Origin of the sequence: Bacteroides celer, from assembly GCF_002632415.2 — a bacterium.
Taxonomy (GTDB): Bacteria; Bacteroidota; Bacteroidia; order Bacteroidales; family Bacteroidaceae; genus Bacteroides.
Genome location: NZ_CP178209.1, coordinates 1655809 through 1679111 on the forward strand (window position 1 = coordinate 1655809; position 23303 = coordinate 1679111).

Below are 23303 nucleotides of genomic sequence, written 5' to 3' on the forward strand. Positions count from 1 at the left end.
ATTTAGAATGAATTATTTCTTATTTTTTCAGTATCTTCTTTTTGTTTTTGTTCTTCTCTTTTTTCTTTGTCTGTCATGACATGCTTCTTTTGGGGGAACTTGCTATTGTCTATATATACATGGTAGTAGAATTTGACTTCACTGCTTAATTCTCCTAATACTATTGTTATCGTCTTATCTCCTATTTGGAATTTGGCGTATTCAAACTCTTCACCGGAATTAAACTCGGAGATATTAACTTTACTCTTCTTATATGAAGGTTCTCCATATTTTTCTGTGAAATTTTTGATAAATATATCACAATCACTCACTAGATCATTAATGCTATTTGCTGTTAGATAATGTGATTCTATATATATTCTGGTTAATTCATTTTCTTGAAATTTGGCCCAGATTTCGGAAGATTCATTTAACCCAAAAGCTTTTCTGAAATTTCGTTCGTCATTGAAGTTCATTGATATGCGATTACTATCAGGAAATTTATCTCCACCCTTAAATGTTTCAGTAGCTAATGCTTCTCTCATGCTCATCCCAAATTTAACATCTCCCCATGCAATTAGGGCAAGCGAGTCGTTTCTTACTTTCTTTAAAGAGTCTTGTATTTCTTGATTCCTTATTTCTGCTGCTGTGAGCTGTGGATTTGATTCTTGAGATACTACTTGTTCTTTTGGCTTTTGGTTACAACCAATTGTTAGTAATATTGTTAAAAGCAATAATGATACTTTTTTCATGGAATTATTTATTTTATAGTTATGCATTCAATAAGATGTTGAAAGGCTATTTCAATATTTGATAATAAAATTGTTTGTTCTATTGGCTTGACAATCAAATTGCTTTCAGTGACAAAGGTAATGATATATTTAATATGTTGGCATTGTGAAGAGAAAAAGATGCTTAATCTTTTATGTTCGTGGAGTAATGGCTATTTGTTGTGTATATATGTACAATATGGTGACTATATAGAGAGTATTGGTTATATATACTATACTTGAAGTTAATAATATATTTGAGGTTTTTGATATTTGTTTTTTGGGTGTGTTCAGAAAAGGAAAGTGAAATCTTTGATTGTGTTGATATTTATTAGTTCCTTTACAAAATATAAACATAAAAAAGACGGAAATGAAGGGTTTACAGTTTTATACTAAATAGAAAAAAGTATATTTCTGATTATAAAACGAGATATGTTTTCGAGTATTAAAATTGGAACTGCATAGCTATGATGTGACAGATAATCAGTATGTGATTAAAAACGATTTTTGAATGAAAATTATGGATGGAGAAGATATTTGGAGACAAGTGATTCAGTTTGTTGAGGAAGAACGGTGGGGTGGTGAATTTACTCGTGAGACTGATCTTGCAAGAGATTTGAAACTTCAGGGAGATGATGCTTATGAATTTATCTCTTTGTTTAGTCGGATATTTAATGTAAATGTTGAAAAGTTTGTTTTTGAAGAGTATTTTTATCCTGAAGGGGATTGGATACTTCCTAAATTATTAGATTTAATTTTGGGACGAAAGGAAAAAGTCAAAAAAAGAATAACACTTGGAGATTTGGAAAGAGCTGTGAAAGAAGGAAAACTGGTCTGATTTCTGAAAAATAAGAATAAGTATGAAAACGTCAATGAAGAACAAAAGGTAGTATGAATAGTCGTGAAAACTTATAAGATTATCTGATATGAGATTTTAATTGTGACAGGATGTTGCGGTTAAAATCAGGAGATAAGCCGCAAATTTTGCGGCTTATTCTGCACTTGAATGATTAATCTCCGATAAAAATTCTATTTTTGCATATTCATAAATCAAGAGAAGAATATGTTGAAAATATTAGTAACCTACGCCGTCCAAGGCGAATTTGTAGAGATTAAATGGCCGGATGTAGAACCTTATTACATTCGTACAGGTATTGGAAAAGTAAAATCAGCTTTTCATCTGGCAGAAGCAATCTGCCAGGTACAACCAGACTTAGTACTCAATATCGGAAGTGCCGGAACAGTCAACCATCAAGTAGGAGATATCTTTGTCTGCCGCAAGTTCGTAGACCGTGATATGCAGAAAATGAAAGAGTTCGGATTGGAGTGTGAGATTGATTCATCGGCCTTGCTCGAAGAAAAAGGTTATTGCGAGCACTGGACAGAAGAAGGAATCTGTAACACGGGAGATGGCTTTCTTACAGAATTGACTCACGTTAGCGGAGATGTCGTAGACATGGAAGCCTATGCACAGGCATTCGTTTGCCGTTCAAAAGAAATTCCGTTTATTTCCGTGAAATATGTGACTGACATTATTGGTCATAACTCCGTGAAACATTGGGAAGATAAACTTGCCGATGCACGACAGGGACTATCGCATTACTTTAATATCTTGAAAGAAAGAATATGATAAGTGACCCCTGCGGCAATCAGTCCCAGGAGAATCTTTACCCATATCAAAGGAATCAGGAAGAAAATGCAGTAAAGCATAGTTCCCCACATCAACACGAGCGAGATTACTTTGGCTCGGAGAGGGATCGCCTTGTTTTCGCGGTAATTGCGGATATAAGGACCGAAGTGCCGATGATTGAGCAGCCAGTTATATAATCGGGGGGACCCTTTGAAATAAAGGGCGGCGGTGAGTAACAGAAAAGGGGTAGTAGGCAGTAGCGGCAGAAAGATGCCGAGAATGCCGAGTGCAAGAGAGATACTACCTAAAACAATATACAGAGTTTTCATGCGGCAAAGATAGTGCAAAAAAAGGGAAAAAATAACACTCTTTGCTGGATGAAAACTCTATTTTGTATTACCTTTGCCGTTGCATCGAGGTGACATTAGATGCGTGTAACTATTAAAATACATACACCCATGTTTACAGTAATCAAACGCATGGAGATCTCGGCTTCTCATAAGCTGGTACTCCCGTATCGCAGTAAATGCGCCAGTTTACACGGTCACAACTGGATTATCACCGTCTATTGCCGTTCCATGCGGCTCAACTCCGAAGGAATGGTGGTAGATTTCACCCGTATCAAAGAAGTGGTCATGGAAAAACTCGACCATCAAAATCTGAATGAAGTACTTCCGTTCAATCCCACAGCAGAGAATATCGCCCGGTGGGTGTGCAAACAGCTTCCTCAATGCTATAAGGTAGAGGTGCAGGAATCGGAAGGAAACATAGTCATCTATGAGAAAGATTCCGCCAGCGCAGAGGGACAAGAGTAGCAAATTAAACAAGTATGACGATGAGAAAGATTAATGAAATCTTTTACAGTTTGCAGGGCGAAGGTTACCACACCGGAACTCCGGCCATCTTCGTGCGTTTCTCCGGCTGCAACCTGAAATGTGACTTTTGCGACACACAACACGAAGAAGGAACAATGATGACTGATGAAGAAATTATCACCAAAGTGAAAAAATATCCTGCCGTTACCGTTGTCCTCACAGGTGGCGAACCTTCCTTATGGATAGACGACCAATTGATCGACCTTTTGCACCAAGCTGGTAAATATGTGACCATCGAAACCAACGGTACACACCCCTTACCGGCATCTATCGACTGGGTGACCTGCTCACCCAAACAAGGGGCAAAACTGGCAATCGACCGGATGAATGAAGTGAAAGTTGTCTATGAAGGACAAGATATAAGTATTTTTGAACTACTTCCTGCCGAACATTTTTTCCTCCAGCCTTGTTCTTGTAATAACACTGCTTTGACAGTGGACTGTGTAATGCGACATCCCAAATGGAGACTCAGCCTGCAAACACACAAATTAATCGACATCCGTTGAGCAAAATAGACGGGTGGTACGGAAGAATCTTAAATTATTACATAATATAGTTATGAAAGTAGGTTTGTTTATTCCTTGTTATATCAATGCCATATATCCCAATGTGGGAGTGGCATCGTATAAACTGTTGAAAAGTTTGGGAGTAGACGTCGATTATCCGTTGGATCAAACCTGTTGCGGACAACCGATGGCAAATGCCGGTTTTGAAGATGAATCGATGAAGTTGGCGCTCCGTTTTGGCGATTTATTCCGGGAGTACGATTACATAGTCGGTCCTTCCGCCAGTTGTGTGGCTTTTGTGAAAGAGAATCATCCGGGCATCTTAGAGAAAGAAGGACATGTTTGTCAGACTGCGGGAAAGATTTGTGATATTTGTGAATTTATTCACGATGTATTGAAACCTTCCAAGATTCCTGCACGCTTTCCTCATAAGGTCAGCATCCATAATAGCTGTCATGGGGTGCGCGAACTGTTTATTTCCGCTCCCTCCGAGATGAATATTCCTTATTACAATAAATTGCGTGATTTGCTCGATCTGGTTGAAGGAATCGAAGTTTTCGAACCCAGCCATATTGACGAGTGTTGCGGCTTTGGCGGAATGTTTGCCGTGGAAGAGCAGGCAGTCTCCGTCTGCATGGGGCGTGATAAGGTGAAAGACCACATGGCCACCGGAGCCGAATATATTGTCGGAGCGGACAGTTCCTGCCTGATGCACATGCAAGGTGTTATCAAACGGGAGCATCTGCCTATTCAGATTATCCATATTGTAGAAATTCTAGCGTCGCAATCATGAGTACAAAACATTCAAAGGCTGCCGAGAAGTTCTTGCAGGACAGCAAGATGGCAGCATGGCATAATGAAACCCTTTGGATGGTCCGTGCCAAAAGGGATAAGATGAGCAAGGAAGTTCCCGAATGGGAAGAGTTGCGCAACAGGGCTTGCGAACTGAAACTATATTCCAACAGCCACCTCGAAGAACTTCTGCTGGAGTTCGAGAAGAACGCTACTGCCAACGGCGCCATTGTGCATTGGGCAAAAGATGCCGATGAATACTGCGCCATTGTCTATGAGATATTGAATGAACATAATGTGCACCATTTCATCAAGAGTAAATCCATGCTCGCCGAAGAGTGCGGATTGAACCCTTTCCTAATGGAGCGGGGCATTGATGTTGTAGAGTCCGATCTGGGCGAACGCATCCTGCAACTGATGCATCTCGAACCAAGTCACATCGTATTGCCTGCCATCCACATCAAGCGGGAGCAGGTAGGCGAACTTTTCGAAAAGGAGATGGGAACCGAGGAAGGAAACTTCGACCCTACCTACCTGACTCATGCGGCACGTAAGAACCTGCGACCTCTCTTCCTGAATGCCGAAGCTGCTATGACAGGGGCCAACTTTGCCGTAGCTTCAACCGGCGACATCGTAGTCTGCACGAATGAGGGAAACGCCGATATGGGTACTTCCTACCCGAAGTTGAACATCGCCGCTTTCGGTATGGAAAAGATTGTTCCGGATTTGGATGCACTGGGGGTATTCACCCGATTGCTTGCCCGTTCGGCTACCGGACAACCGGTGACCACCTACACTTCCCATTACCGCCGTCCCCGCGAAGGCGGTGAATATCATATCATTATCGTAGATAACGGCCGGAGTACATTGCTTTCCAAGCCCGATCATATCAAGACACTGAATTGCATCCGTTGTGGTGCGTGTATGAATACCTGCCCGGTATATCGCCGAAGTGGGGGATACTCTTATACCTATTTTATTCCCGGACCTATCGGTATTAATCTGGGCATGGCTCACGATCCGGAGAAATATTATGATAATCTTTCTGCCTGCTCCCTGTGTATGTCCTGCTCTGATGTTTGTCCGGTGCAAGTTGATTTGGCCGAACAGATTTACAAGTGGCGTCAGGATTTGGACGGACTGGGAAAAGCCAATACAGGAAAGAAGATTATGTCCGGCGGCATGAAATTCCTGATGGAACGTCCGGCATTGTTCAATGCTGCTTTGTGGGCGGCTCCGGTAGTGAACGGTCTGCCCCGTTTTATGAAATACAACGATCTCGACGATTGGGGAAAAGGGCGTGAACTGCCGGAATTTGCCAAAGAGTCGTTCAATGAAATGTGGAAGAAGAACAAAGTACAGGGAAAGGAGGAATCCAAATGAGCAGCAGAGAAGAGATATTAGCCAGTATTCGCAAGAATACGCAAACTCGTTATGATAAACCGGATATTGCGGATATGGAGCGATTGTCGTATCCTGACAAGATAGAACAATTTTGTGCAATCAGTCGTGCAGTGGGTGGCACAGCAGTGGTATTGGGCGAAGGAGAAGATGTGAATGCGGTAATACGCCGGACTTATCCGGATGCTATGCGCATTGCTTCCGTCTTACCGGATATTTCCTGCGCGACATTTAATCCCGACAATCTGGATGATCCGAAAGAGTTGGATGGCACCGATGTAGCCGTAGTGAAAGGAGAAATAGGAGTTGCCGAGAACGGAGCCATTTGGATACCGCAGACGGTGAAATATAAAGCTATTTATTTTATCTCGGAAAAGCTGGTTATCCTGCTCGACCGGAATAAAATCGTGAATACCATGTATGATGCTTATCGGGAGCTGGATGGACAGGAATATCAATTCGGAACATTCATCTCCGGTCCTTCGAAGACTGCCGACATTGAACAGGCATTGGTGATGGGAGCACATGGGGCACGGGACGTATTAGTGATATTAATCTAGTGTTTCAAAACAGAGGCTCTATTGGTAGGAAGTAGAGCCTCTGTTCGGTATAAACAGAACTTCTGTTTATTGTAAATAGAGCCTCTGTTCCGGTTCGTTCATAGAAGAGTAGTCAAATGTTTAAATTTAAATGATATGTATGCCAATAAAGTAAAGAAAATAGCCGCCGTTCATGACCTTTCGGGAATGGGACGCGTATCTCTCACTGTCGTTATTCCTATTCTTTCATCTATGGGCTTTCAGGTTTGTCCGCTTCCTACAGCTGTATTATCCAACCATACGCAATATCCCGGTTTCTCCTTCCTCGACCTGACGGATGAAATGCCAAAGATTATTGCCCAGTGGAAGAAACTGGAGGTACAGTTTGACGCTATCTACACCGGATATCTGGGCTCTCCGAAACAGATTCAGATTGTTTCTGATTTTATCAAAGACTTTCGTCAGCCGGATAGCCTGATAGTTGCCGATCCGGTGTTGGGAGATAACGGCCGGCTGTACACTAACTTTGATATGGAGATGGTGAAAGAAATGCGCCATCTGATAACCAAAGCAGATGTGATTACTCCCAATCTGACGGAGTTATTTTATTTATTGGATGAACCCTATAAAGCAGACAACACGGATGAAGAGCTGAAAGAATATCTTCGCCTTTTGTCCGATAAAGGTCCGCAAGTGGTTATCATAACCAGTGTCCCCGTGCATGATGAACCCCATAAAACGTCTGTCTATGCTTATAACCGTCAGGGAAACCGCTACTGGAAAGTGACCTGTCCTTATCTGCCTGCACATTATCCCGGTACGGGAGATACTTTTACAAGTGTCATAACCGGCTCTTTGATGCAGGGAGACAGCTTGCCGATGGCATTAGACCGTGCCACTCAATTTATCCTGCAAGGAATCCGTGCCACTTTCGGGTATGAATATGACAATCGGGAGGGTATTCTGTTGGAGAAAGTACTTCACAATCTGGATATGCCGATACAGATGGCCAGTTATGAATTGATTTAATCTTTTACATCCACAAATTTTTGAGTTCCAGATATTTCCTTTACTTTTACCGCCGCTAAAGTAATCTGAAATAATTATATCTAATGACTCAAACACTGAAAACATCCGAACGTCTTGGAGTAGTGGATGCTCTGCGCGGATTTGCCCTTTTGGCAATTGTATTATTACATAATCTGGAGCATTATAATCTGTTTTTTATACCGGAGAATATGCCTGCATGGTTGCAAACGATTGATAAATATGCGTGGGATACCATGTTTTTCTTATTCGCCGGAAAGGCTTACGCTACTTTCTCATTGTTGTTTGGCTTTAGTTTTTACATTCAGTTTCACAATGCGGAGAAGCGTGGCATAGACTTCCGCGGACGATTTGCCTGGCGGTTGTGTTTGCTTTTCCTGTTTGCGCAGTTGCACGCTTTATTTTATAACGGGGATATTCTTTTACTCTATGCCGTAGTAGGCTTTGCATTGATACCGGTTTGCAAGCTAAAAGATAAAACGGTTTTCTGGATTGCCCTGATTCTGCTTCTTCAGCCTTATGAGTGGGGACGTGCCGTTTATGCAATGATAAATCCTGATTATGTGGCAGTGACCGGTCATTGCGTGCCTTATGCCATACGTGCGCAGGAGGCGACGCTCAACGGCAACTTCCTTGAAGTATTGCGGTCTAACATTATCGACGGACAATTATACAGTAACATCTGGCAAGTAGAAAATGGTCGTTTGTTTCAGACGGCTGCTTTATTCATGTTCGGAATGTTGCTCGGACGCCGGAAATATTTAATAAAGAATGAAGAATCCGTGTGTTTCTGGAAGAAGATGCTGATAGGCACTATCCTTGCGTTCATTCCTCTCTATTGCCTGAAAACCTTTGTACCGGATTTACTCACTAATCCTTCCATACAAGTTCCTTATAACATAGCAGTTCCGTCTTATGCCAATTTTGCCTTTATGATTATTCTGGTTTCTATCTTCACCCTGCTTTGGTTTAAGAAAGAGAAAGGGTATAGCTGGCAAAGTTTGCTGATTCCTTACGGTCGTATGAGTCTGACGAACTACATATCCCAGTCAATTATGGGAGTTACCATCTATTATGGATTCGGATTAGCGATGTACAAATATGCCGGAGCAACGGCAAGTCTGCTTATTGCATTGCTCATCTTTACCGTTCAGTTGATATTCAGTCGTTGGTGGCTTGCCCGCCATAAACAGGGACCACTCGAATTCTTATGGCGTAAAGGAACTTGGATTTAGAGACTTTGTCCTATTCGAATTTGACGGTTATTTCCACTGATTTATTGCCATAAATCCAGTCCGGACCTTCCTGAATCAGGCGGATGGCTTCCTTGTCGGAAGATTCGCAGAGGCTCTCTTTTACTTTGATGTAGAAGGGACGCCCTTCCTTGTTAACCAGGAAAGTTAATACCACTTTCCCTTTCACTTGTGCGCACTTCTCATCCGTCGGACGAACCAGATTCTCCTTCAGGTACTTCTGATATTTGCGTTTACCAATCACGGGTTGCGGAGTAATATCTTTGTCTGCCTGCTCCTTAGCCGTCACGACAGTTGTCGACTTCTTATTTTTATTTGTTCCGTATCCCACTACCACCACTTCGTTAAGCGTTTGTTTGTTTTCGTTCATGGCAATGAGCATTGTCTGGCTGGTATCTACCGGAATTTCTACCGGATCGTATCCGATGAACTGCGCTGTCAACTGTTTTTTACCTTCCTTTTTAACCAGCGAAAACTCTCCGTTCATATTCGTAATGGTTCCGATATTTGTCCCTTTATATGCCACACTGGCCCCGATGATCGGTTCTCCTTTTTCATCGGTCACTTTTCCCTGAATAATGTTACTGTTGGGGGGAGTCACCACTTTAGCCATTCTCATTTTCTTGTCGGAAACAGACTCGGAAGTATCCATTGTTGCTGCTACCTCTTGTAATTCAGCAGTCTGCTCCAAGGCTTCCTCCATCATCGGTTCTATTACTGCGGATGCGCTCATCTCTTTCTTGTCCGCTCGCGGGGTTACAGGAGCTGCCGGAGTCGCCGGATTTGTAGGAGTTGCCGGCGTTGTAGTTTCAGGCAACTTTGCAGGAACAGACTCTTCAGCGATAAACACTTCATCTGTCATGCTCTTTTTCAGGAACAGGAAATAACTGCTGATACCGAATCCGATAATCAGACACGCAGCGATGCTCCAGGTGATAGCATAAGTGTTCTTTTTCTTTGCCGAATGAGCAGAAACCTGCATCCGCAGTTTCTCGATCCGTTGTTCGTGATTTCCCTCCACCTGGTTGTATCCATCCATAGCATCGGCCAGGAAAGGGTCTTGCATCGACTCTTTTTCCAGCCGGTGTGCCTCTTTTCCTTTGCGGAGTCCTCGTATGTAGTCCAATAGTTTCATAGGGCTTGTTTCTTAATACAAATTTTTAAGTTTCGCTTTCCGTTTTGGATATAGCTTTTCACATTGTTCAGAGTAAATCCGGTCTGTTCCACAATGTCGGCATACGACATTTCCTCTAAAAAGAAACGCGTAATGCTGGTCCGTTGTTCTTCGGGCAACTTTTCGAGACAGTGATGTAATGCCTTTAGTTGTTCCTCTGAACTTTCCTCCTCACTTAATAGATGCAGAAATTCGTCGGATTCCATAACATTAACGGTATAATCTAACGTAATTTCTTTATTTTCCTTTCGTAAAAGTTGCAGGCAATGATTCTTTGCCACCCGGTAGAGCCATGGCTTGAACACTTTTATCTCATAATTTCCCAACTTAGGTAGTAAATCTTCAAACAGTTGCATGACTGCTTCCTGTGCCCGGTCTTCATCATGCAGGTATTTCAGGCAAAGTCCATACAGTAACGGGATATATCGGTTATATAATTCACCGAAATATTCCGTATCACCGGACTTCGTGTAATGTATTAGTAATTCCTCGTCCGATAGTTTTGATATTTTTCTTTTGAAAAACAACATCTATTCCTCTTCTTCGTCAATAATGACTTGATATTTTTCTTTCATTGCTTCAAAATCACCTGTAATCTGGTCTAATATTTCATGCGTATCCGTACTCTTTACCAATGCGGGCATACCGTAATAGATAGATGCTTTATATGGCAACAATATCATTTTTCCTTTGGGCAGAGAACGTCCCATACCGGTCATGAATACGGGAATATATTTCACTTCGGGTCGCAGAGACAGGATGCGGGCTATGCCGGATTTAATTTTTCCCATCTGTTCCGGCTTTCCTCTGGTTCCTTCCGGAAAAAGAATCAGTGAATATCCGGCGTCGATGGCTTCAAGCATCTTACGGATCGGATCATGCTCCGAATCTTTTTCTCCTTTTCTTCTGATTAGCAGTGTGTTGATGAAAAAGTTGCTGATGGAAGCCTGAAAGCGGGTTTTCCCGAAATAATCTTCTGCTGCTACGGGTTTGACTTTCCATAAAAGTCCTCCGGGCAGGGAAGATAACAAGCTTAGGGTGTCCAGATGGCTGTTATGGTTGGCAAGGATGATGAATTGCTTTTCCTTTTTGAGGAACTGGCAATCGGTGAACTGAACTCCTACAACCAATTTCAGAAACCATTGGAATACACCTTTATATATAATCTGCATGGCAGCAGCTTGCATGAATCTTTTTTCCATTCCCTCCGTTTAATATGCAATGTAATAAACTAAATGAAAAAATACAGGAGCCGTGTAGGCCAGAGAATCTATCCGGTCGAATACTCCTCCATGACCGGGAATACTGTTCCCCATGTCCTTAATTCCTTTATCTCTCTTGATGGCGGAGATGACTACGTCTCCCGAGAATCCGGCAATCGCAACGAGAGCACTTACCAGGATAACGTTGGGAGCGGAGAGGGGAGTCAGGAAACCGAGGAAGTAACCAATGACGGTAGTACTGATTACACCGCCCAGAAATCCTTCCCACGTTTTGTTCGGACTTACTTTCGGGAGTATCTTATGTCGTCCGAGAAGTTTGCCCCAGATAAATTGCATAACATCGTTGATTTCCGTAAGGAATACAAGGAATAATAGCAGACCTCGTCCTCCTGCATTGAATCCCGGAAGTTCGGGAAGCGACAGGAGATAAGCGAGATGGCTGATACCGAATACTGAAAGCATCAGAATCCACTGCAACAGAGCCATCGACTTGGTAATTCCGTGGGTGTCTCCCTTTAAAACAAGTCGTAAGGGCAATACGAGAAACATAACTACCGGAATGAAGATGATGAATGCTCCATACCAGGCAAGGTAAGCAAGGTAATATTGAATGGGAATGGCCAATATCCCCCAAAACAATGCTCCGCGATCTGCCTCTCTGAATCCCAACACCGAATACAGTTCTCTGAAAGCGATGAAAGAGAGAAAGGCAAGGAAGAAGTAAGAAATGTTATAGCTGATAAATACAGCGCCGATAAACATGCCCGCCATGATCCACCATGAACGCGTGCGGGCGGAGAGTTCGCTGATATTTGTTTTTGGAGAGATCTTCTTTACGAGAAAAAGAATAAGGCTTGCCGTAACAAGCAGTCCGATGATGAGCGAAATGACGATAATCAATTCATCGCTTAGCGTAGGAAATATGATATCCAGTAGTTCTTTCATTTTATTTCATTGTTTGTTGTGTGTGACATGAGGTACAGACGGTGTATCAGTGTTGCGACAAGGCCGACGTTGATTATTATCAGAGCTATGAGACATACCATCCGGTCGTATCCTGCGTGAATGGTGCAGGTGGCTACTACAAAGGCAAGCGTGAGCAATGCCATGCGGTGTTGCTTGGCCATCGGACCGTTAAAGAAATGCTGGTGCGTTTTGTAGGCTCCTATCCAGCGGAAATAAGCTGTCATAACGGCAAGAAGGGCCGCTAGCCATCCCAGTTCAATACCGAATCCACCTGCTATATATCCGATGGGAATGATGAACAAAGCATCAGCAAAGCGGTCGGGCATATCATTGTAGAGATCTCCGTTGGCACTTTTCTTCCCTCCTTCAATAGCTACCATCCCATCGAACAGGTTGCAGAGTAACCGCGACTGCATGCAAACGATGAACAGAATGTAGGCTACATACTTGTTAAAACCGGGATCAATGACTGTGCCGATCAACAGAAGGCACCCCACCATAGCGAAGAATACGCTCATCATGGAAATTTGATTGGGAGTGACACCCCAACGAGTTAGTTTGCGGGCAATAATAGTAGCCCAGGCCGTGTTTCGTGAGGCTATTTCCCGCCTTCCGTCGACTTCGTTTTTCATATTTATAATATGTTTATGATCGGCAAATATACACATCATCTTAAGAGTTGCAAAGGAATGAGTGAGAATTTTGAAATGACTCTTTTTTCTGCCGGATAAAAAAAGTTCAGGCAATTTATGGAATCTGTGTGAAATGTGCATCTCTATAATAAAAGCGAACTAATAGTAACATTTTAAAATAAGAAGTTATGAAAACAAATCAATTCAGAGCGATGATGCTCGTGCTGCTAATGGCGGTTATTTCTTTAGGTAGGGTGAATGCGCAAGTTATTACTGTGTCGGGTACGGTGACGGATGCAAAGGATGGAAATCCGCTTGTAGGTTGTTCGGTACAGATCAAGGGTACTTCGAAGGGGGCAATAACGAATATGAAGGGCCGGTATACAATTCAGGCCAAGAAGGGGGAGACGTTGTTGTTTCAGTATATCGGGTATAAGCAAGAGAGAAGGGTGGTGAAATCGGCTGCGCTGGATGTGAAGATGAAAGCGGATGATGTGGTATTGGAAGAATGTGTAGTGGTAGGATACGGGCATGAGCTAAAGGCTACTAAATCGGTGTCTGCTGCTTATATGGCGGTATGTCCGACACCGGGAATCATGTATGATGCTGTAAATGCGGAAGAATACGGGCAGATTCAGGAGAATGGATTTAAGAGTGTGTCGGATGCTCCGCTTTCTACTTTTTCTATTGATGTAGATGCTGCTTCTTATAGCAATATGCGTCGTTTTATCAATAAAGGTGAATTGCCTCCTGTAGATGCTATCCGTACGGAAGAATTAGTGAACTACTTTTCCTATGATTATCCGAAACCGACAGGAAGTGATCCTGTGAAAATCACGATGGAAGCCGGAGCATGTCCCTGGAATGCGGATCACCGTCTTGTGCGTATCGGCTTGAAAGCTAAAGAAATTCCGACGGATAATTTGCCTGCATCTAACCTGGTGTTTCTGATTGACGTCTCCGGCTCTATGTGGGGAGCCAACCGGTTGGATTTGGTGAAATCATCTCTCAAATTGTTGGTAAACAACTTACGGGATAAAGATAAAGTAGCTATCGTGACTTATGCAGGCAGTGCCGGTGTGAAACTGGAGGCCACTCCGGGTAGTGACAAACAGAAGATTCGTGAAGCGATAGATGAATTGACGGCAGGTGGTTCTACGGCAGGTGGTGCGGGTATCCTGTTGGCGTATAAAATAGCCAAGAAGAATTTTATCTCTAATGGTAACAACCGTATCATACTTTGCTCCGACGGTGATTTTAATGTGGGTGTTTCTTCCGCCGAAGGATTGGAACAATTGATTGAAAAAGAACGTAAGAGTGGAGTGTTCCTTACCGTATTAGGTTATGGCATGGGTAATTATAAAGATAAGAAGATTCAGGTGTTGGCAGAAAAGGGAAACGGTAATCATGCTTATATAGATAACTTGCAGGAAGCCAATCGTGTTTTAGTAGGCGAATTCGGCGCTACATTGCATACAGTGGCGAAAGACGTCAAACTGCAAGTGGAATTTAATCCTTCCCAAGTGCAGGCGTATCGTTTGATTGGTTACGAAAGCCGTCTGTTGAAAGACGAAGACTTTAATAATGATGCTAAAGATGCCGGAGATATGGGTGCGGGACATACGGTAACTGCTTTTTACGAAGTGATTCCTACAGGTGCAAAGAATGAATATATGGGTAAAATAGACGATCTGAAATATCAGAAGAAAGAGAAAGTGGCAGTGAAACCGACAGGCTCTAATGATCTCCTGACTGTGAAACTGCGTTATAAAGCTCCGGATAAAGATGTCAGCAAGAAAATGGAACTTCCTTTCGTTGATAATAAAGGCAATAATGTTTCTTCCGATTTCCGCTTTGCTTCTGCAGTGGCTATGTTCGGACAGTTGCTTCGGGACTCTGACTTCAAAGGAAATGCCAGTTACGATAAAGTGATTAATCTGGCCAAACAGGGACTGAATAATGATGATAAAGGATATAGAAGAGAATTCATCCGTTTGGTTGAGGCTGCCAAAGGATTGGAAAGAACGAATAAGAACTAGGAAATCGGGCAGGAGTCATTGTGAGTGTATGCTATATGACTATGCGTAAGATTCGCAGATATGAATGAACGTAGAATTCCAGATGGATAATCGTAGAAAATGATAGTGACGGTATATGTTCGGGATAGTGACGCTATCGCTGTTGTATACCGTCACTATCTTTGTCGGATAGCGTCACTATCATTTATTTCGTCCGAATTTCGTCCGACCTGAAACGAAAAATAGCCGTAAACTTGTCGTTTACAGCTATTTAACTCTGCACGGGAGGAGAGGCTCGAACTCCCGACACCCGGTTTTGGAGACCGGTGCTCTACCAACTGAGCTACTCCCGTGTTTGCGGCTGCAAAGGTAGTAGAAACTTCTGAATCTCCAAACATTCGGGTAAATAAGTTTTGAATTATTTTAATTTTTCCCACTCATCGGGCTTAAAACCGACCAGAACGAAGCTGTCTGTCACTACCAATGGGCGTTTCACCAATTTACCGTTGGTTGCCAATAGTGCTATCTGTTCTTCCTCACTCATTGCAGGTAGCTTCTCGCTTAGTTTCAGCTCTTTATATACTAATCCGCTAGTGTTGAAGAATTTCTTCACCGGCAGACCGCTGCGTGGAATCCATGCCTTTAATTCTTCCACCGTAGGATTTTCTTCTACGATTAAGCGGCTGGTAAACTCAATGTTATTTTCTGTTAACCATTTCTTGGCTTTTTGGCATGTGCTGCATGCCGGGTACTGCAAAAATAATGTTGCCATATTCATTTATAATTTAATACTTGATATTTTATACTTAATACTTGAACTTTACTTCAATATCTGTAAATCCTGAAACATAATCCGGTAAGCGGCCGCTTTCTTGTCCAATGCTAATGGATACGCCCTTGATGATGAGGGCATCCGGTAAAGCCGCATGGCACGTCCTTCGAAAACAAATTCGGAGTAATCACCTAGTTTGGGCTCTTCTATGTCGAATTGCTGTCGAAGAGTGTCCGTTGCTTTTTGGCCTGTGGTGACGATTGCTTTGCATTCGGGAAGTTGCCGCAGTAATGCTGCAACATCGGTAGCTTCCACTACTTCAAGAAACTTGTCCGATGCATTATCCTGCAACCGGCGAATGGATGAAGCGGTATCAAATAGGGCAATCCCCTTTTCGTTCAAAAAGTCTATGATTTGCTCGCGACAGAACGATTTTAGTGTCGAATTTAGAAAGTGATTCTTATCATTAAAGAATAAAATTCCATATATACGCCACATGTCGTTGTTTAGGTTTGGGTAGTAAAACTCCATAGACCAACGTTTTTTCTGTGGCGGAAAACTTCCCAGCATCAGAAGCTTTGATTTCGCTGGGAGAAACGGTTCTAACGGATGTGTTTCGATTTCCATAATTCCTTTCATTTTAATTTCGTACAAAAATAGTGATAATGTTTATTTCCCTCAAAATCAATGAGAAAAAATGCTAGATTTAAAATAATTAGTTATTTTTGCGGCGTGATGAACAAACAATATTTTATTATATCATTGAGAAAAGAAGTTTTTGTGAGTTGCTTCTTAATGGGCCTATTTTTCCTGGAGGGAGGAAATTGTTATGCTTCGGAGCAACAAGTGTTAAGAGGGACGATAGAAGTTCCTTCTGATAATAATACCGTGAGAGGGCGTGTTATTGATATCTATGGTGAACCACTGATCGGTGCTACAATACGCGAAAAGGGGGGAACCAATGGTACTGTGACCGATATTGATGGAAAATTCTTTTTGTCTGTACCGGATAGTGCTGTCTTACAAGTTTCTTTTGTAGGTTACAAGACTGTAGAAGTCAATGTGACAGGTCGGAATGTGCTTGAAATACGTCTTCAGGAAGATGCGGTGATGCTTGAACATGTCATCGTAACGGCCTTGGGACTTGAAAAGGATGAAGCTACATTGGCCTATTCTGTGCAAAAAATCAAGGGAGAAGAACTGAACCGTGTCAAAGAAGTAAATATGATTGCTGCTCTGGCGGGAAAAGCTGCCGGTGTGCAAATCAACAAAAACTCTTCCGGTATGGGCGGTTCCGCAAAAGTCAGTCTCCGGGGAATCCGTTCTGTATCCGGTGATAATCAACCGCTTTATGTAATAGATGGAGTGCCGATGTCGAACACCTCTTCCGAACAGGCTTATTCGGCTATTGGTGGTACGGCGAATGCAGGGAATCGTGACGGAGGAGACGGAATCTCTAACCTGAATCCGGAAGATGTGGAAAGTATCAGTATCCTGAAAGGTGCTCCTGCTGCGGCTTTATATGGTAGCATGGCTGCTAACGGAGTGATTCTTATTACGACTAAAAAAGGAAACTCTGCCGGGCAAAGGAATATAAATTTCTCTACGGGACTCACTTTCGAGAAAGCATTCAGTATGCCTAAAATGCAGAATCGTTATGGTGTCAGTGATGTGGTAGACAGCTGGGGAGAGAAAGAGAATCTGATGGCTTATGATAATCTGAATGACTTTTTCCGTACCGGATTGACATCGATGACTTCCGTATCTATCAGTTATGGAAATGAAAACCTGCAAACTTATTTCTCTTATGCCAATACTACCGGAAAGGGGATAATCGACAAGAATAAACTGAAAAAGCATAATATAAACTTGCGTGAGACGGCTACTATGTTCGACAAACGTCTGAAACTGGACGGTAGTGTGAATGTTATGAAACAGACCGTCGAGAATAAGCCGGTATCGGGAGGTTTCTATATGAATCCGTTGGTAGGGCTCTACCGTTTCCCTCGTGGAGAGGATTTGTCTTATTATAAAGATCATTTTGAAACCTATGACGAAGAACGGAAACTGGGTGTGCAGAACTGGCATACGTTTACCGAAGACTTCGAACAGAATCCGTATTGGATAACGAACCGCATACAAAGTAAAGAAACACGTACGCGCGTTATCCTTTCTCTTTCAGCAAACTTTAAGGTAAATGACTGGCTGACGATTCAAGCCCGTGGAAACATGGATTACTGGGCGGACAAGTTACGCCAGAAATTCTATGCGTCTACCGCCACCGCCCTGTGTGGAGCGAACGGACGATATATTGAGATGGATTATCAGGAAACCCAGATGTATGGTGATGTCATGGCGATGGTGAAGAAAACCTGGGGCGATTTTACGTTGGATGCGGCGATTGGTGGTAGTATAAATGATAAAGTCGTTAATTCTACCCGATATGATTCGAAAAATGCATCTCTGAAGTTTGCTAATGTGTTTAATATAGCCAATATCGTAATGAACAGCTCTGCCAGTATTGACCAGCGAATAGATCAACGCCGTCAGTTGCAATCTATATTCGGTACGGCACAGATCGGTTATAAGGAAAAACTATTTCTTGATTTGACGGCCCGTAATGACTGGGCGTCAACCTTGTCATATACCAAACATGAAAAATCCGGATTCGCTTATCCTTCTGTAGGGCTTTCCATGCTGCTTGATAAATGGGTGAAGTTACCCGAATGGGTTTCTTTCGCAAAATTGCGTGGCGCTTATAGTAAAGTAGGGAATGATATTCCTCCATTTATCACTAATTCCTTTTCGCACATCAATGCCGGTGGCGAGATACAGGCGAATGATGCCGCACCTTTTAAGGATATGGAGCCGGAAATGACCCATGCCATCGAATTTGGAACTGAATGGCGATTCTTTCAACACCGTTTAGGGGTTAATCTGACTTATTATCGTACCAATACTTATAATCAATTCTTCAAACTTCCCGCACTTGCAGGCGATAAGTATGCTTACCGATATGTAAATGCCGGGAATATCCAGAATCGGGGATGGGAATTGACACTGAATGGAACTCCCGTATTAACTCCTGATTTCAACTGGAAAACTTCTGTAAACTTCTCTACCAATAAGAATAAGATAGTGAAGTTGCACGAAGATCTGAAAGAAATGATTTACGGGCCTACCAGTTTTTCTTCCAGCTATGCCATGAAGCTTATTAAAGGCGGTTCTATCGGTGATATTTATGGTAAGGCTTTTGTGCGTGATGATGCAGGCAATATCGTCTACGAAACAGAGGGTGATAATAAAGGACTTCCATTGGTGGAGGGCGATGGGAATACGGTGAAAGTTGGCAATGCCAACCCTGTCTTTATGATGGGATGGGACCATACATTCTCTTACAAAGGCTTCACTCTTTATTTTCTGCTTGATTGGCGTTACGGAGGTAAAGTCCTTTCGCAGACACAGGCGGAGATGGATCTTTATGGAGTATCCGAAATAACGGCTGATGCGCGTGACAGGGGATATGTAATGCTCGACGGTCAGCGTATAGACAATGTGAAAGGATTCTATAAAATAGTAGGCGGGCGTGCCGGGGTGACGGAGTATTATATGTATGATGCTACCAATTTACGGTTGCGTGAAGTATCATTGAGCTATAATTTCTCCAAGAAGTGGATACAGAAAACGAAGGTACTGAAAGATGTTCAGCTTTCGTTTGTAGCTCGCAATCTATGTTTCTTGTATAAGAAAGCTCCTTTTGATCCGGATCTGGTACTTTCTACCGGAAATGATAATCAAGGAATTGAAGTGTTCGGAATGCCTACAACCCGTAGTCTGGGCTTTACTCTGAAATGTGAATTTTAAAGGCAAGAGAGAGAAATGAAGAGAAAATTTGTATATCTATATTTGTTGGGGTTATTGCTGTTTTCTGTAGCTTGTACCGGTAACTTCCGTGATTACAATACCGATTTGTCCGGTATCACGGATGATGACTTGATTATTGATGACAATGGCTATGGAATCCGTTTGGGAATTATTCAGCAAGGTATTTATTTTAATTACGACTACGGAAAAGGAAAGAACTGGCCTTTCCAGCTGATACAGAATCTGAACGCGGACATGTTCAGTGGGTATATGCATGACGGCAAACCGCTGAACGGGGGCTCGCATAACTCCGATTATAATATGCAGGATGGCTGGAATAGCGCCATGTGGACACACATGTATTCTTATATTTTCCCACAGATATATCAGTCGGAGAATGCTACCCGGAATACACATCCTGCTCTGTTCGGGATAACGAAAATATTAAAGGTGGAAGCGATGCATCGTGTGACGGATTATTATGGTCCTATCATTTATAAGAATTTTGCTAATGCCGAAAAACATTACCGTCCGGATAAACAAGAGGATGTCTATTATGAGTTTTTCAATGAACTCGATTCTGCTGTAGTTGCTCTCACCAACTATATAGATGAGAAACCGGAATCCAATGGATTTGCACGTTTTGATATTTTGTTGGACGGGAAATATCCTTCCTGGGTAAAGTTTGCCAATTCCCTGCGTTTGCGTCTGGCAATGCGCCTTGCTTCTGTTGCTCCTGATAAGGCACGTTCTGAAATACAGAAAATAAAGGAAAACGGTTACGGCTTCTTTGAAGCGGAAACAGGAGGAGTGTTTGTTTCTACCAAATCCGGGTATACCAATCCATTAGGAGAACTTAACCGTGTCTGGAATGAAACTTACATGAGTGCTAACATGGAATCAATTTTGACCGGATATAACGATCCCCGTTTGGAAATTTATTTTGAACCCTGTACGGATGAGGCTCTTAAAGGACAGTATCGTGGAATTCGCCAGGGAACCTGTTTTGCTCATAGTCATTATTCCGGATTGTCAAAGCTGTTTGTCAAGCAGGATACCGATACACCTCTGATGACTGCTTCGGAAGTCTGGTTTCTGCGTGCCGAAGCCGCTTTGCGCGGGTGGACGGATGAAGATGAAGAAGATTGTTACCGGAACGGTGTAACTACCTCTTTTCATCAATGGGGAATTTATGGGGTGGAGGATTACTTGAAAAGTGAGCTGACAGCTTCCGACTTTATAGATACTTATGATGAAGAAAATAATATAGAGGCCCGTTGTAAAGTCACTCCCAAATGGAATCCGCAGGATGATAAGGAGACCAAACTGGAGAAGATTATCACGCAGAAGTGGATTGCCATGTTCCCGGAAGGTTGCGAAGCCTGGACCGAACAAAGACGAACGGGATATCCCCGTTTATTTCCCGTTCGATTCAATCATAGTAGGAGCGGATGCATCGACACGGAGATCATGGTGCGCCGTCTTAATTTCCCAGGTACATTGCAGACAGAAGACCCGGAGCAATATTCTGCTCTTGTCGAGGCTTTAGGCGGAGATGACCATGGAGGTACAAGACTCTGGTGGGATACGGGAAATAATAACCTGGAATAAAAAAAGACAGAAGTAATGTGTTTATATGTGTAGCTTTAACTATTTTTGCATCTTCATTTAAACACATTTACTTATGAAACAAATTATCTCTGCTCTTTTCCTCTGTATGTTGCTCTCTGCCGTACCGGAATTGCAGGCGCAAAACATTCAGTTACATTATGATTTCGGACGTTCTTTGTATGATAAAGATTTGCAAGGTCGTCCTCTGCTCACCTCCACAGTGGAGAAGTTTCATCCTGATACTTGGGGAAGTACCTATTTCTTTGTCGATATGGATTACACTTCCGAAGGCGTTGCTTCCGCTTATTGGGAAATAGCCCGTGAACTGAAATTCTGGAAAGGTCCTTTTTCTGCACATCTTGAATATAACGGTGGATTATCGAAAGGCATGTCTTATAAAAATGCTTATCTGGCAGGAGCTACCTACACTTTTAATAATGCTTCCTTTTCCAAAGGCTTCACGCTGACTGCTATGTATAAGTATATTCAGAAACACCAATCACCCAACAACTTCCAGCTGACAGGTACGTGGTACGTGAATTTCTGCCGCAATCTGCTCACTTTCTCCGGCTTTGCCGATTGGTGGCGTGAAGAAACCAACTACGGAAAGACTATCTTCCTCTCCGAACCACAATTCTGGGTGAACCTGAACAAAATCAAAGGAGTAAATAAAAATTTCAATCTTAGTGTTGGCTCCGAAGTCGAATTGAGTAATAACTTCGGCGGTCGTGATGGCTTTTATGTTATCCCGACACTCGCTCTGAAATGGACGCTGAACTAAAAAACGGATTATAAGAAATAGAATTAAAAAAAGTCGGACTAAAAGAAGCCGGACTTCAGAATAATCTCTGTTTATCCCTCTGCGGAACTTAAAAAAATATATAGAAACCCTGTTAAATGAAAACTGATTTAATCTACGGCGTAGAAGACCGTCCCCCTTTTAAAGACGCCTTGTTTGCGGCTTTACAACATCTTTTGGCTATTTTCGTAGCGATCATTACACCTCCGCTTATCATCGCAAGTGCCTTGAAACTTGATGTAGAAAAGACAAGCTTTCTGGTTTCCATGTCTCTTTTTGCTTCGGGAGTATCTACCTTTATACAATGCCGCCGCTTTGGTGTGATAGGAGCAAGACTGCTCTGCATCCAGGGAACCAGTTTTTCTTTTATCGGCCCTATCATTGCCACAGGAATGGTAGGCGGATTACCGTTAATTTTCGGTTCCTGTATGGCTGCTGCGCCTATCGAAATGATTGTCAGCCGCACATTCAAATATCTGCGTAATATTATCACTCCGCTGGTTTCCGGTATTGTCGTGCTGCTTATCGGATTGAGTCTGATAAAGGTAGGTATCGTATCTTGCGGAGGCGGATATGCAGCTATGGATAATGGTACGTTTGCTACGTGGGAAAACCTGTCTATTGCAGCACTGGTACTTCTTAGCGTCTTGTTTTTCAATCGTTGCGGGAACAAATACCTGCGTATGAGTTCCATTGTACTCGGACTTTGCCTTGGCTATGGTTTGGCATTTGCTCTGGGAAAAGTGGATATGAGTGCGTTAAATGTGGAAATGCTGATGAGTTTTAATATTCCCCAGCCTTTTAAATATGGTATTGATTTCAATGTGTCTTCTTTTATAGCCATTGGTCTGGTTTACTTGATAACTGCCATTGAAGCAACAGGTGATGTAACTGCCAACTCTATGATTTCCGGACTTCCCATTGAAGGAGATTCCTATTTGAAAAGGGTTTCCGGTGGAGTAATGGCAGATGGATTCAACTCCTTTCTCGCCGGTGTATTCAACTCTTTTCCAAACTCCATCTTTGCACAAAACAACGGTATTATCCAACTGACCGGAGTAGCCAGCCGTTATGTTGGTTATTATATTGCGGCAATGCTCGTCCTTTTGGGTTTATTTCCCATCGTAGGTGCCGTATTTTCCTTAATGCCCGATCCTGTACTGGGCGGTGCAACCTTACTAATGTTCGGCACAGTAGCAGCGGCGGGAATCCGTATTGTCTCCTCACAAGAAATAGGCCGTAAAGAAACTTTGGTATTAGCAGTCAGCCTCTCCTTAGGCTTAGGGGTAGAACTAATGCCGGACGTATTACAACAAGCCCCGGAAGCAATTCGAAGTATCTTCTCTTCAGGGATTACCACCGGAGGCCTAACTGCAATTATTGCAAATATAGTAATACGGGTAAAAGAGTAGGAAACAAGTAGTAGAAACAAGTATTAAGTAATAAGTATTA

Annotated in this window: 23 protein-coding genes and 1 tRNA gene; 14 read left to right on the forward strand and 10 right to left on the reverse strand. The window is 42.6% G+C overall.

Annotation, left to right across the window (positions count from 1 at the left end):
- Window positions 1-2: 2 nt before the first annotated feature.
- Entirely contained in the window at window positions 3-731 is a 729-nt protein-coding gene (locus tag CJF29_RS06230) for a hypothetical protein (RefSeq protein WP_009000629.1), read from the reverse strand.
- 529 nt (window positions 732-1260) lie between these two features.
- Between CJF29_RS06230 and CJF29_RS06235 the strand changes: the two genes are divergently transcribed.
- Window positions 1261-1587, forward strand: a complete 327-nt coding sequence (locus CJF29_RS06235) for a DUF1493 family protein (protein WP_004301936.1) — start codon at window positions 1261-1263, stop codon at window positions 1585-1587.
- 225 nt (window positions 1588-1812) lie between these two features.
- The gene (locus CJF29_RS06240) at window positions 1813-2379 is read left to right on the forward strand and encodes a nucleosidase (RefSeq protein WP_074638735.1); all 567 of its coding nucleotides are present in this window, start codon (window positions 1813-1815) and stop codon (window positions 2377-2379) included.
- Here the strand turns inward: CJF29_RS06240 and CJF29_RS06245 are convergent.
- Window positions 2349-2708, reverse strand: coding sequence for a YbaN family protein (locus tag CJF29_RS06245; protein ID WP_074638736.1), 360 nt, complete (start codon window positions 2706-2708; stop codon window positions 2349-2351). The genes CJF29_RS06240 and CJF29_RS06245 overlap by 31 nt on opposite strands.
- Before the next feature lie 129 nt (window positions 2709-2837).
- Between CJF29_RS06245 and CJF29_RS06250 the strand changes: the two genes are divergently transcribed.
- From CJF29_RS06250 to CJF29_RS06280, 7 genes are all read left to right on the forward strand, one after another.
- Entirely contained in the window at window positions 2838-3194 is a 357-nt protein-coding gene (locus CJF29_RS06250; protein ID WP_009000630.1) for a 6-pyruvoyl trahydropterin synthase family protein, read from the forward strand.
- A gap of 20 nt (window positions 3195-3214) precedes the next feature.
- Entirely contained in the window at window positions 3215-3760 is a 546-nt protein-coding gene (locus CJF29_RS06255) for a 7-carboxy-7-deazaguanine synthase QueE (protein ID WP_009000631.1), read from the forward strand.
- 52 nt (window positions 3761-3812) lie between these two features.
- Complete coding sequence (locus CJF29_RS06260; protein ID WP_004301941.1) at window positions 3813-4553, forward strand: (Fe-S)-binding protein; 741 nt, start codon at window positions 3813-3815, stop codon at window positions 4551-4553.
- Complete coding sequence (locus CJF29_RS06265; RefSeq protein ID WP_004301942.1) at window positions 4550-5935, forward strand: lactate utilization protein B; 1386 nt, start codon at window positions 4550-4552, stop codon at window positions 5933-5935. The genes CJF29_RS06260 and CJF29_RS06265 overlap by 4 nt, the downstream gene beginning before the upstream one ends.
- Complete coding sequence (locus tag CJF29_RS06270; protein ID WP_004301943.1) at window positions 5932-6513, forward strand: LutC/YkgG family protein; 582 nt, start codon at window positions 5932-5934, stop codon at window positions 6511-6513. The genes CJF29_RS06265 and CJF29_RS06270 overlap by 4 nt, the downstream gene beginning before the upstream one ends.
- A 135-nt stretch (window positions 6514-6648) precedes the next feature.
- On the forward strand, window positions 6649-7521 hold the full coding sequence (locus tag CJF29_RS06275) for a pyridoxamine kinase (RefSeq protein WP_004301944.1): 873 nt from the start codon (window positions 6649-6651) through the stop codon (window positions 7519-7521).
- A gap of 83 nt (window positions 7522-7604) precedes the next feature.
- Window positions 7605-8774 (forward strand): DUF418 domain-containing protein, encoded by a 1170-nt coding sequence (locus tag CJF29_RS06280; protein WP_099147427.1) that lies wholly within the window; start codon window positions 7605-7607, stop codon window positions 8772-8774.
- A 10-nt stretch (window positions 8775-8784) separates the two neighbouring features.
- Here CJF29_RS06280 and CJF29_RS06285 read toward each other — a convergent pair whose 3' ends face one another.
- Genes CJF29_RS06285 through CJF29_RS06305 form a run of 5 tightly spaced genes read right to left on the reverse strand, consistent with a single transcriptional unit; the run spans window position 8785 to window position 12787 of the window.
- On the reverse strand, window positions 8785-9927 hold the full coding sequence (locus CJF29_RS06285; protein ID WP_099147426.1) for a carboxypeptidase-like regulatory domain-containing protein: 1143 nt from the start codon (window positions 9925-9927) through the stop codon (window positions 8785-8787).
- Complete coding sequence (locus CJF29_RS06290; protein ID WP_004301947.1) at window positions 9924-10496, reverse strand: RNA polymerase sigma factor; 573 nt, start codon at window positions 10494-10496, stop codon at window positions 9924-9926. Before CJF29_RS06290 ends, CJF29_RS06285 begins: the two co-directional genes overlap by 4 nt.
- Window positions 10497-11153, reverse strand: coding sequence for a lysophospholipid acyltransferase family protein (locus tag CJF29_RS06295; RefSeq protein WP_004320683.1), 657 nt, complete (start codon window positions 11151-11153; stop codon window positions 10497-10499). It abuts the gene before it with no gap.
- A 24-nt stretch (window positions 11154-11177) separates the two neighbouring features.
- A complete protein-coding gene (locus tag CJF29_RS06300) occupies window positions 11178-12134 on the reverse strand; it encodes a phosphatidate cytidylyltransferase (RefSeq protein WP_004301949.1) in 957 nt (318 codons plus the stop codon).
- Window positions 12131-12787 carry a CDP-alcohol phosphatidyltransferase family protein gene (locus tag CJF29_RS06305; RefSeq protein WP_004308290.1) on the reverse strand — a complete coding sequence of 219 codons (657 nt, stop codon included), beginning with the start codon at window positions 12785-12787 and terminating at the stop codon, window positions 12131-12133. The genes CJF29_RS06300 and CJF29_RS06305 overlap by 4 nt, the downstream gene beginning before the upstream one ends.
- Window positions 12788-12975: 188 nt before the next feature.
- Here CJF29_RS06305 and CJF29_RS06310 point away from each other — a divergent pair, with 188 nt between their 5' ends.
- Window positions 12976-14826: a vWA domain-containing protein gene (locus CJF29_RS06310; protein ID WP_074557864.1), complete on the forward strand. Its 1851-nt coding sequence runs from the start codon at window positions 12976-12978 to the stop codon at window positions 14824-14826.
- Window positions 14827-15085: 259 nt separating this feature from the next.
- Here the strand turns inward: CJF29_RS06310 and CJF29_RS06315 are convergent.
- From CJF29_RS06315 to CJF29_RS06325, 3 genes are all read right to left on the reverse strand, one after another.
- Window positions 15086-15158, reverse strand: a tRNA-Trp gene (locus CJF29_RS06315).
- Between the two features lie 65 nt (window positions 15159-15223).
- Complete coding sequence (locus CJF29_RS06320; RefSeq protein ID WP_074557929.1) at window positions 15224-15577, reverse strand: arsenate reductase family protein; 354 nt, start codon at window positions 15575-15577, stop codon at window positions 15224-15226.
- A gap of 48 nt (window positions 15578-15625) precedes the next feature.
- Window positions 15626-16204, reverse strand: coding sequence for a uracil-DNA glycosylase family protein (locus tag CJF29_RS06325; protein ID WP_074557930.1), 579 nt, complete (start codon window positions 16202-16204; stop codon window positions 15626-15628).
- 108 nt (window positions 16205-16312) lie between these two features.
- Between CJF29_RS06325 and CJF29_RS06330 the strand changes: the two genes are divergently transcribed.
- The 4 genes from CJF29_RS06330 (at window position 16313) to CJF29_RS06345 (ending at window position 23263) form a co-directional block, all read left to right on the forward strand.
- The gene (locus CJF29_RS06330) at window positions 16313-19441 is read left to right on the forward strand and encodes a SusC/RagA family TonB-linked outer membrane protein (protein WP_074557866.1); all 3129 of its coding nucleotides are present in this window, start codon (window positions 16313-16315) and stop codon (window positions 19439-19441) included.
- Window positions 19442-19456: 15 nt separating this feature from the next.
- The gene (locus CJF29_RS06335; protein WP_074557868.1) at window positions 19457-21052 is read left to right on the forward strand and encodes a SusD/RagB family nutrient-binding outer membrane lipoprotein; all 1596 of its coding nucleotides are present in this window, start codon (window positions 19457-19459) and stop codon (window positions 21050-21052) included.
- Between the two features lie 73 nt (window positions 21053-21125).
- The gene (locus CJF29_RS06340) at window positions 21126-21833 is read left to right on the forward strand and encodes a DUF5020 family protein (RefSeq protein ID WP_099147425.1); all 708 of its coding nucleotides are present in this window, start codon (window positions 21126-21128) and stop codon (window positions 21831-21833) included.
- 116 nt (window positions 21834-21949) lie between these two features.
- The gene (locus CJF29_RS06345; RefSeq protein ID WP_099147424.1) at window positions 21950-23263 is read left to right on the forward strand and encodes a nucleobase:cation symporter-2 family protein; all 1314 of its coding nucleotides are present in this window, start codon (window positions 21950-21952) and stop codon (window positions 23261-23263) included.
- Window positions 23264-23303 lie beyond the last annotated feature (40 nt).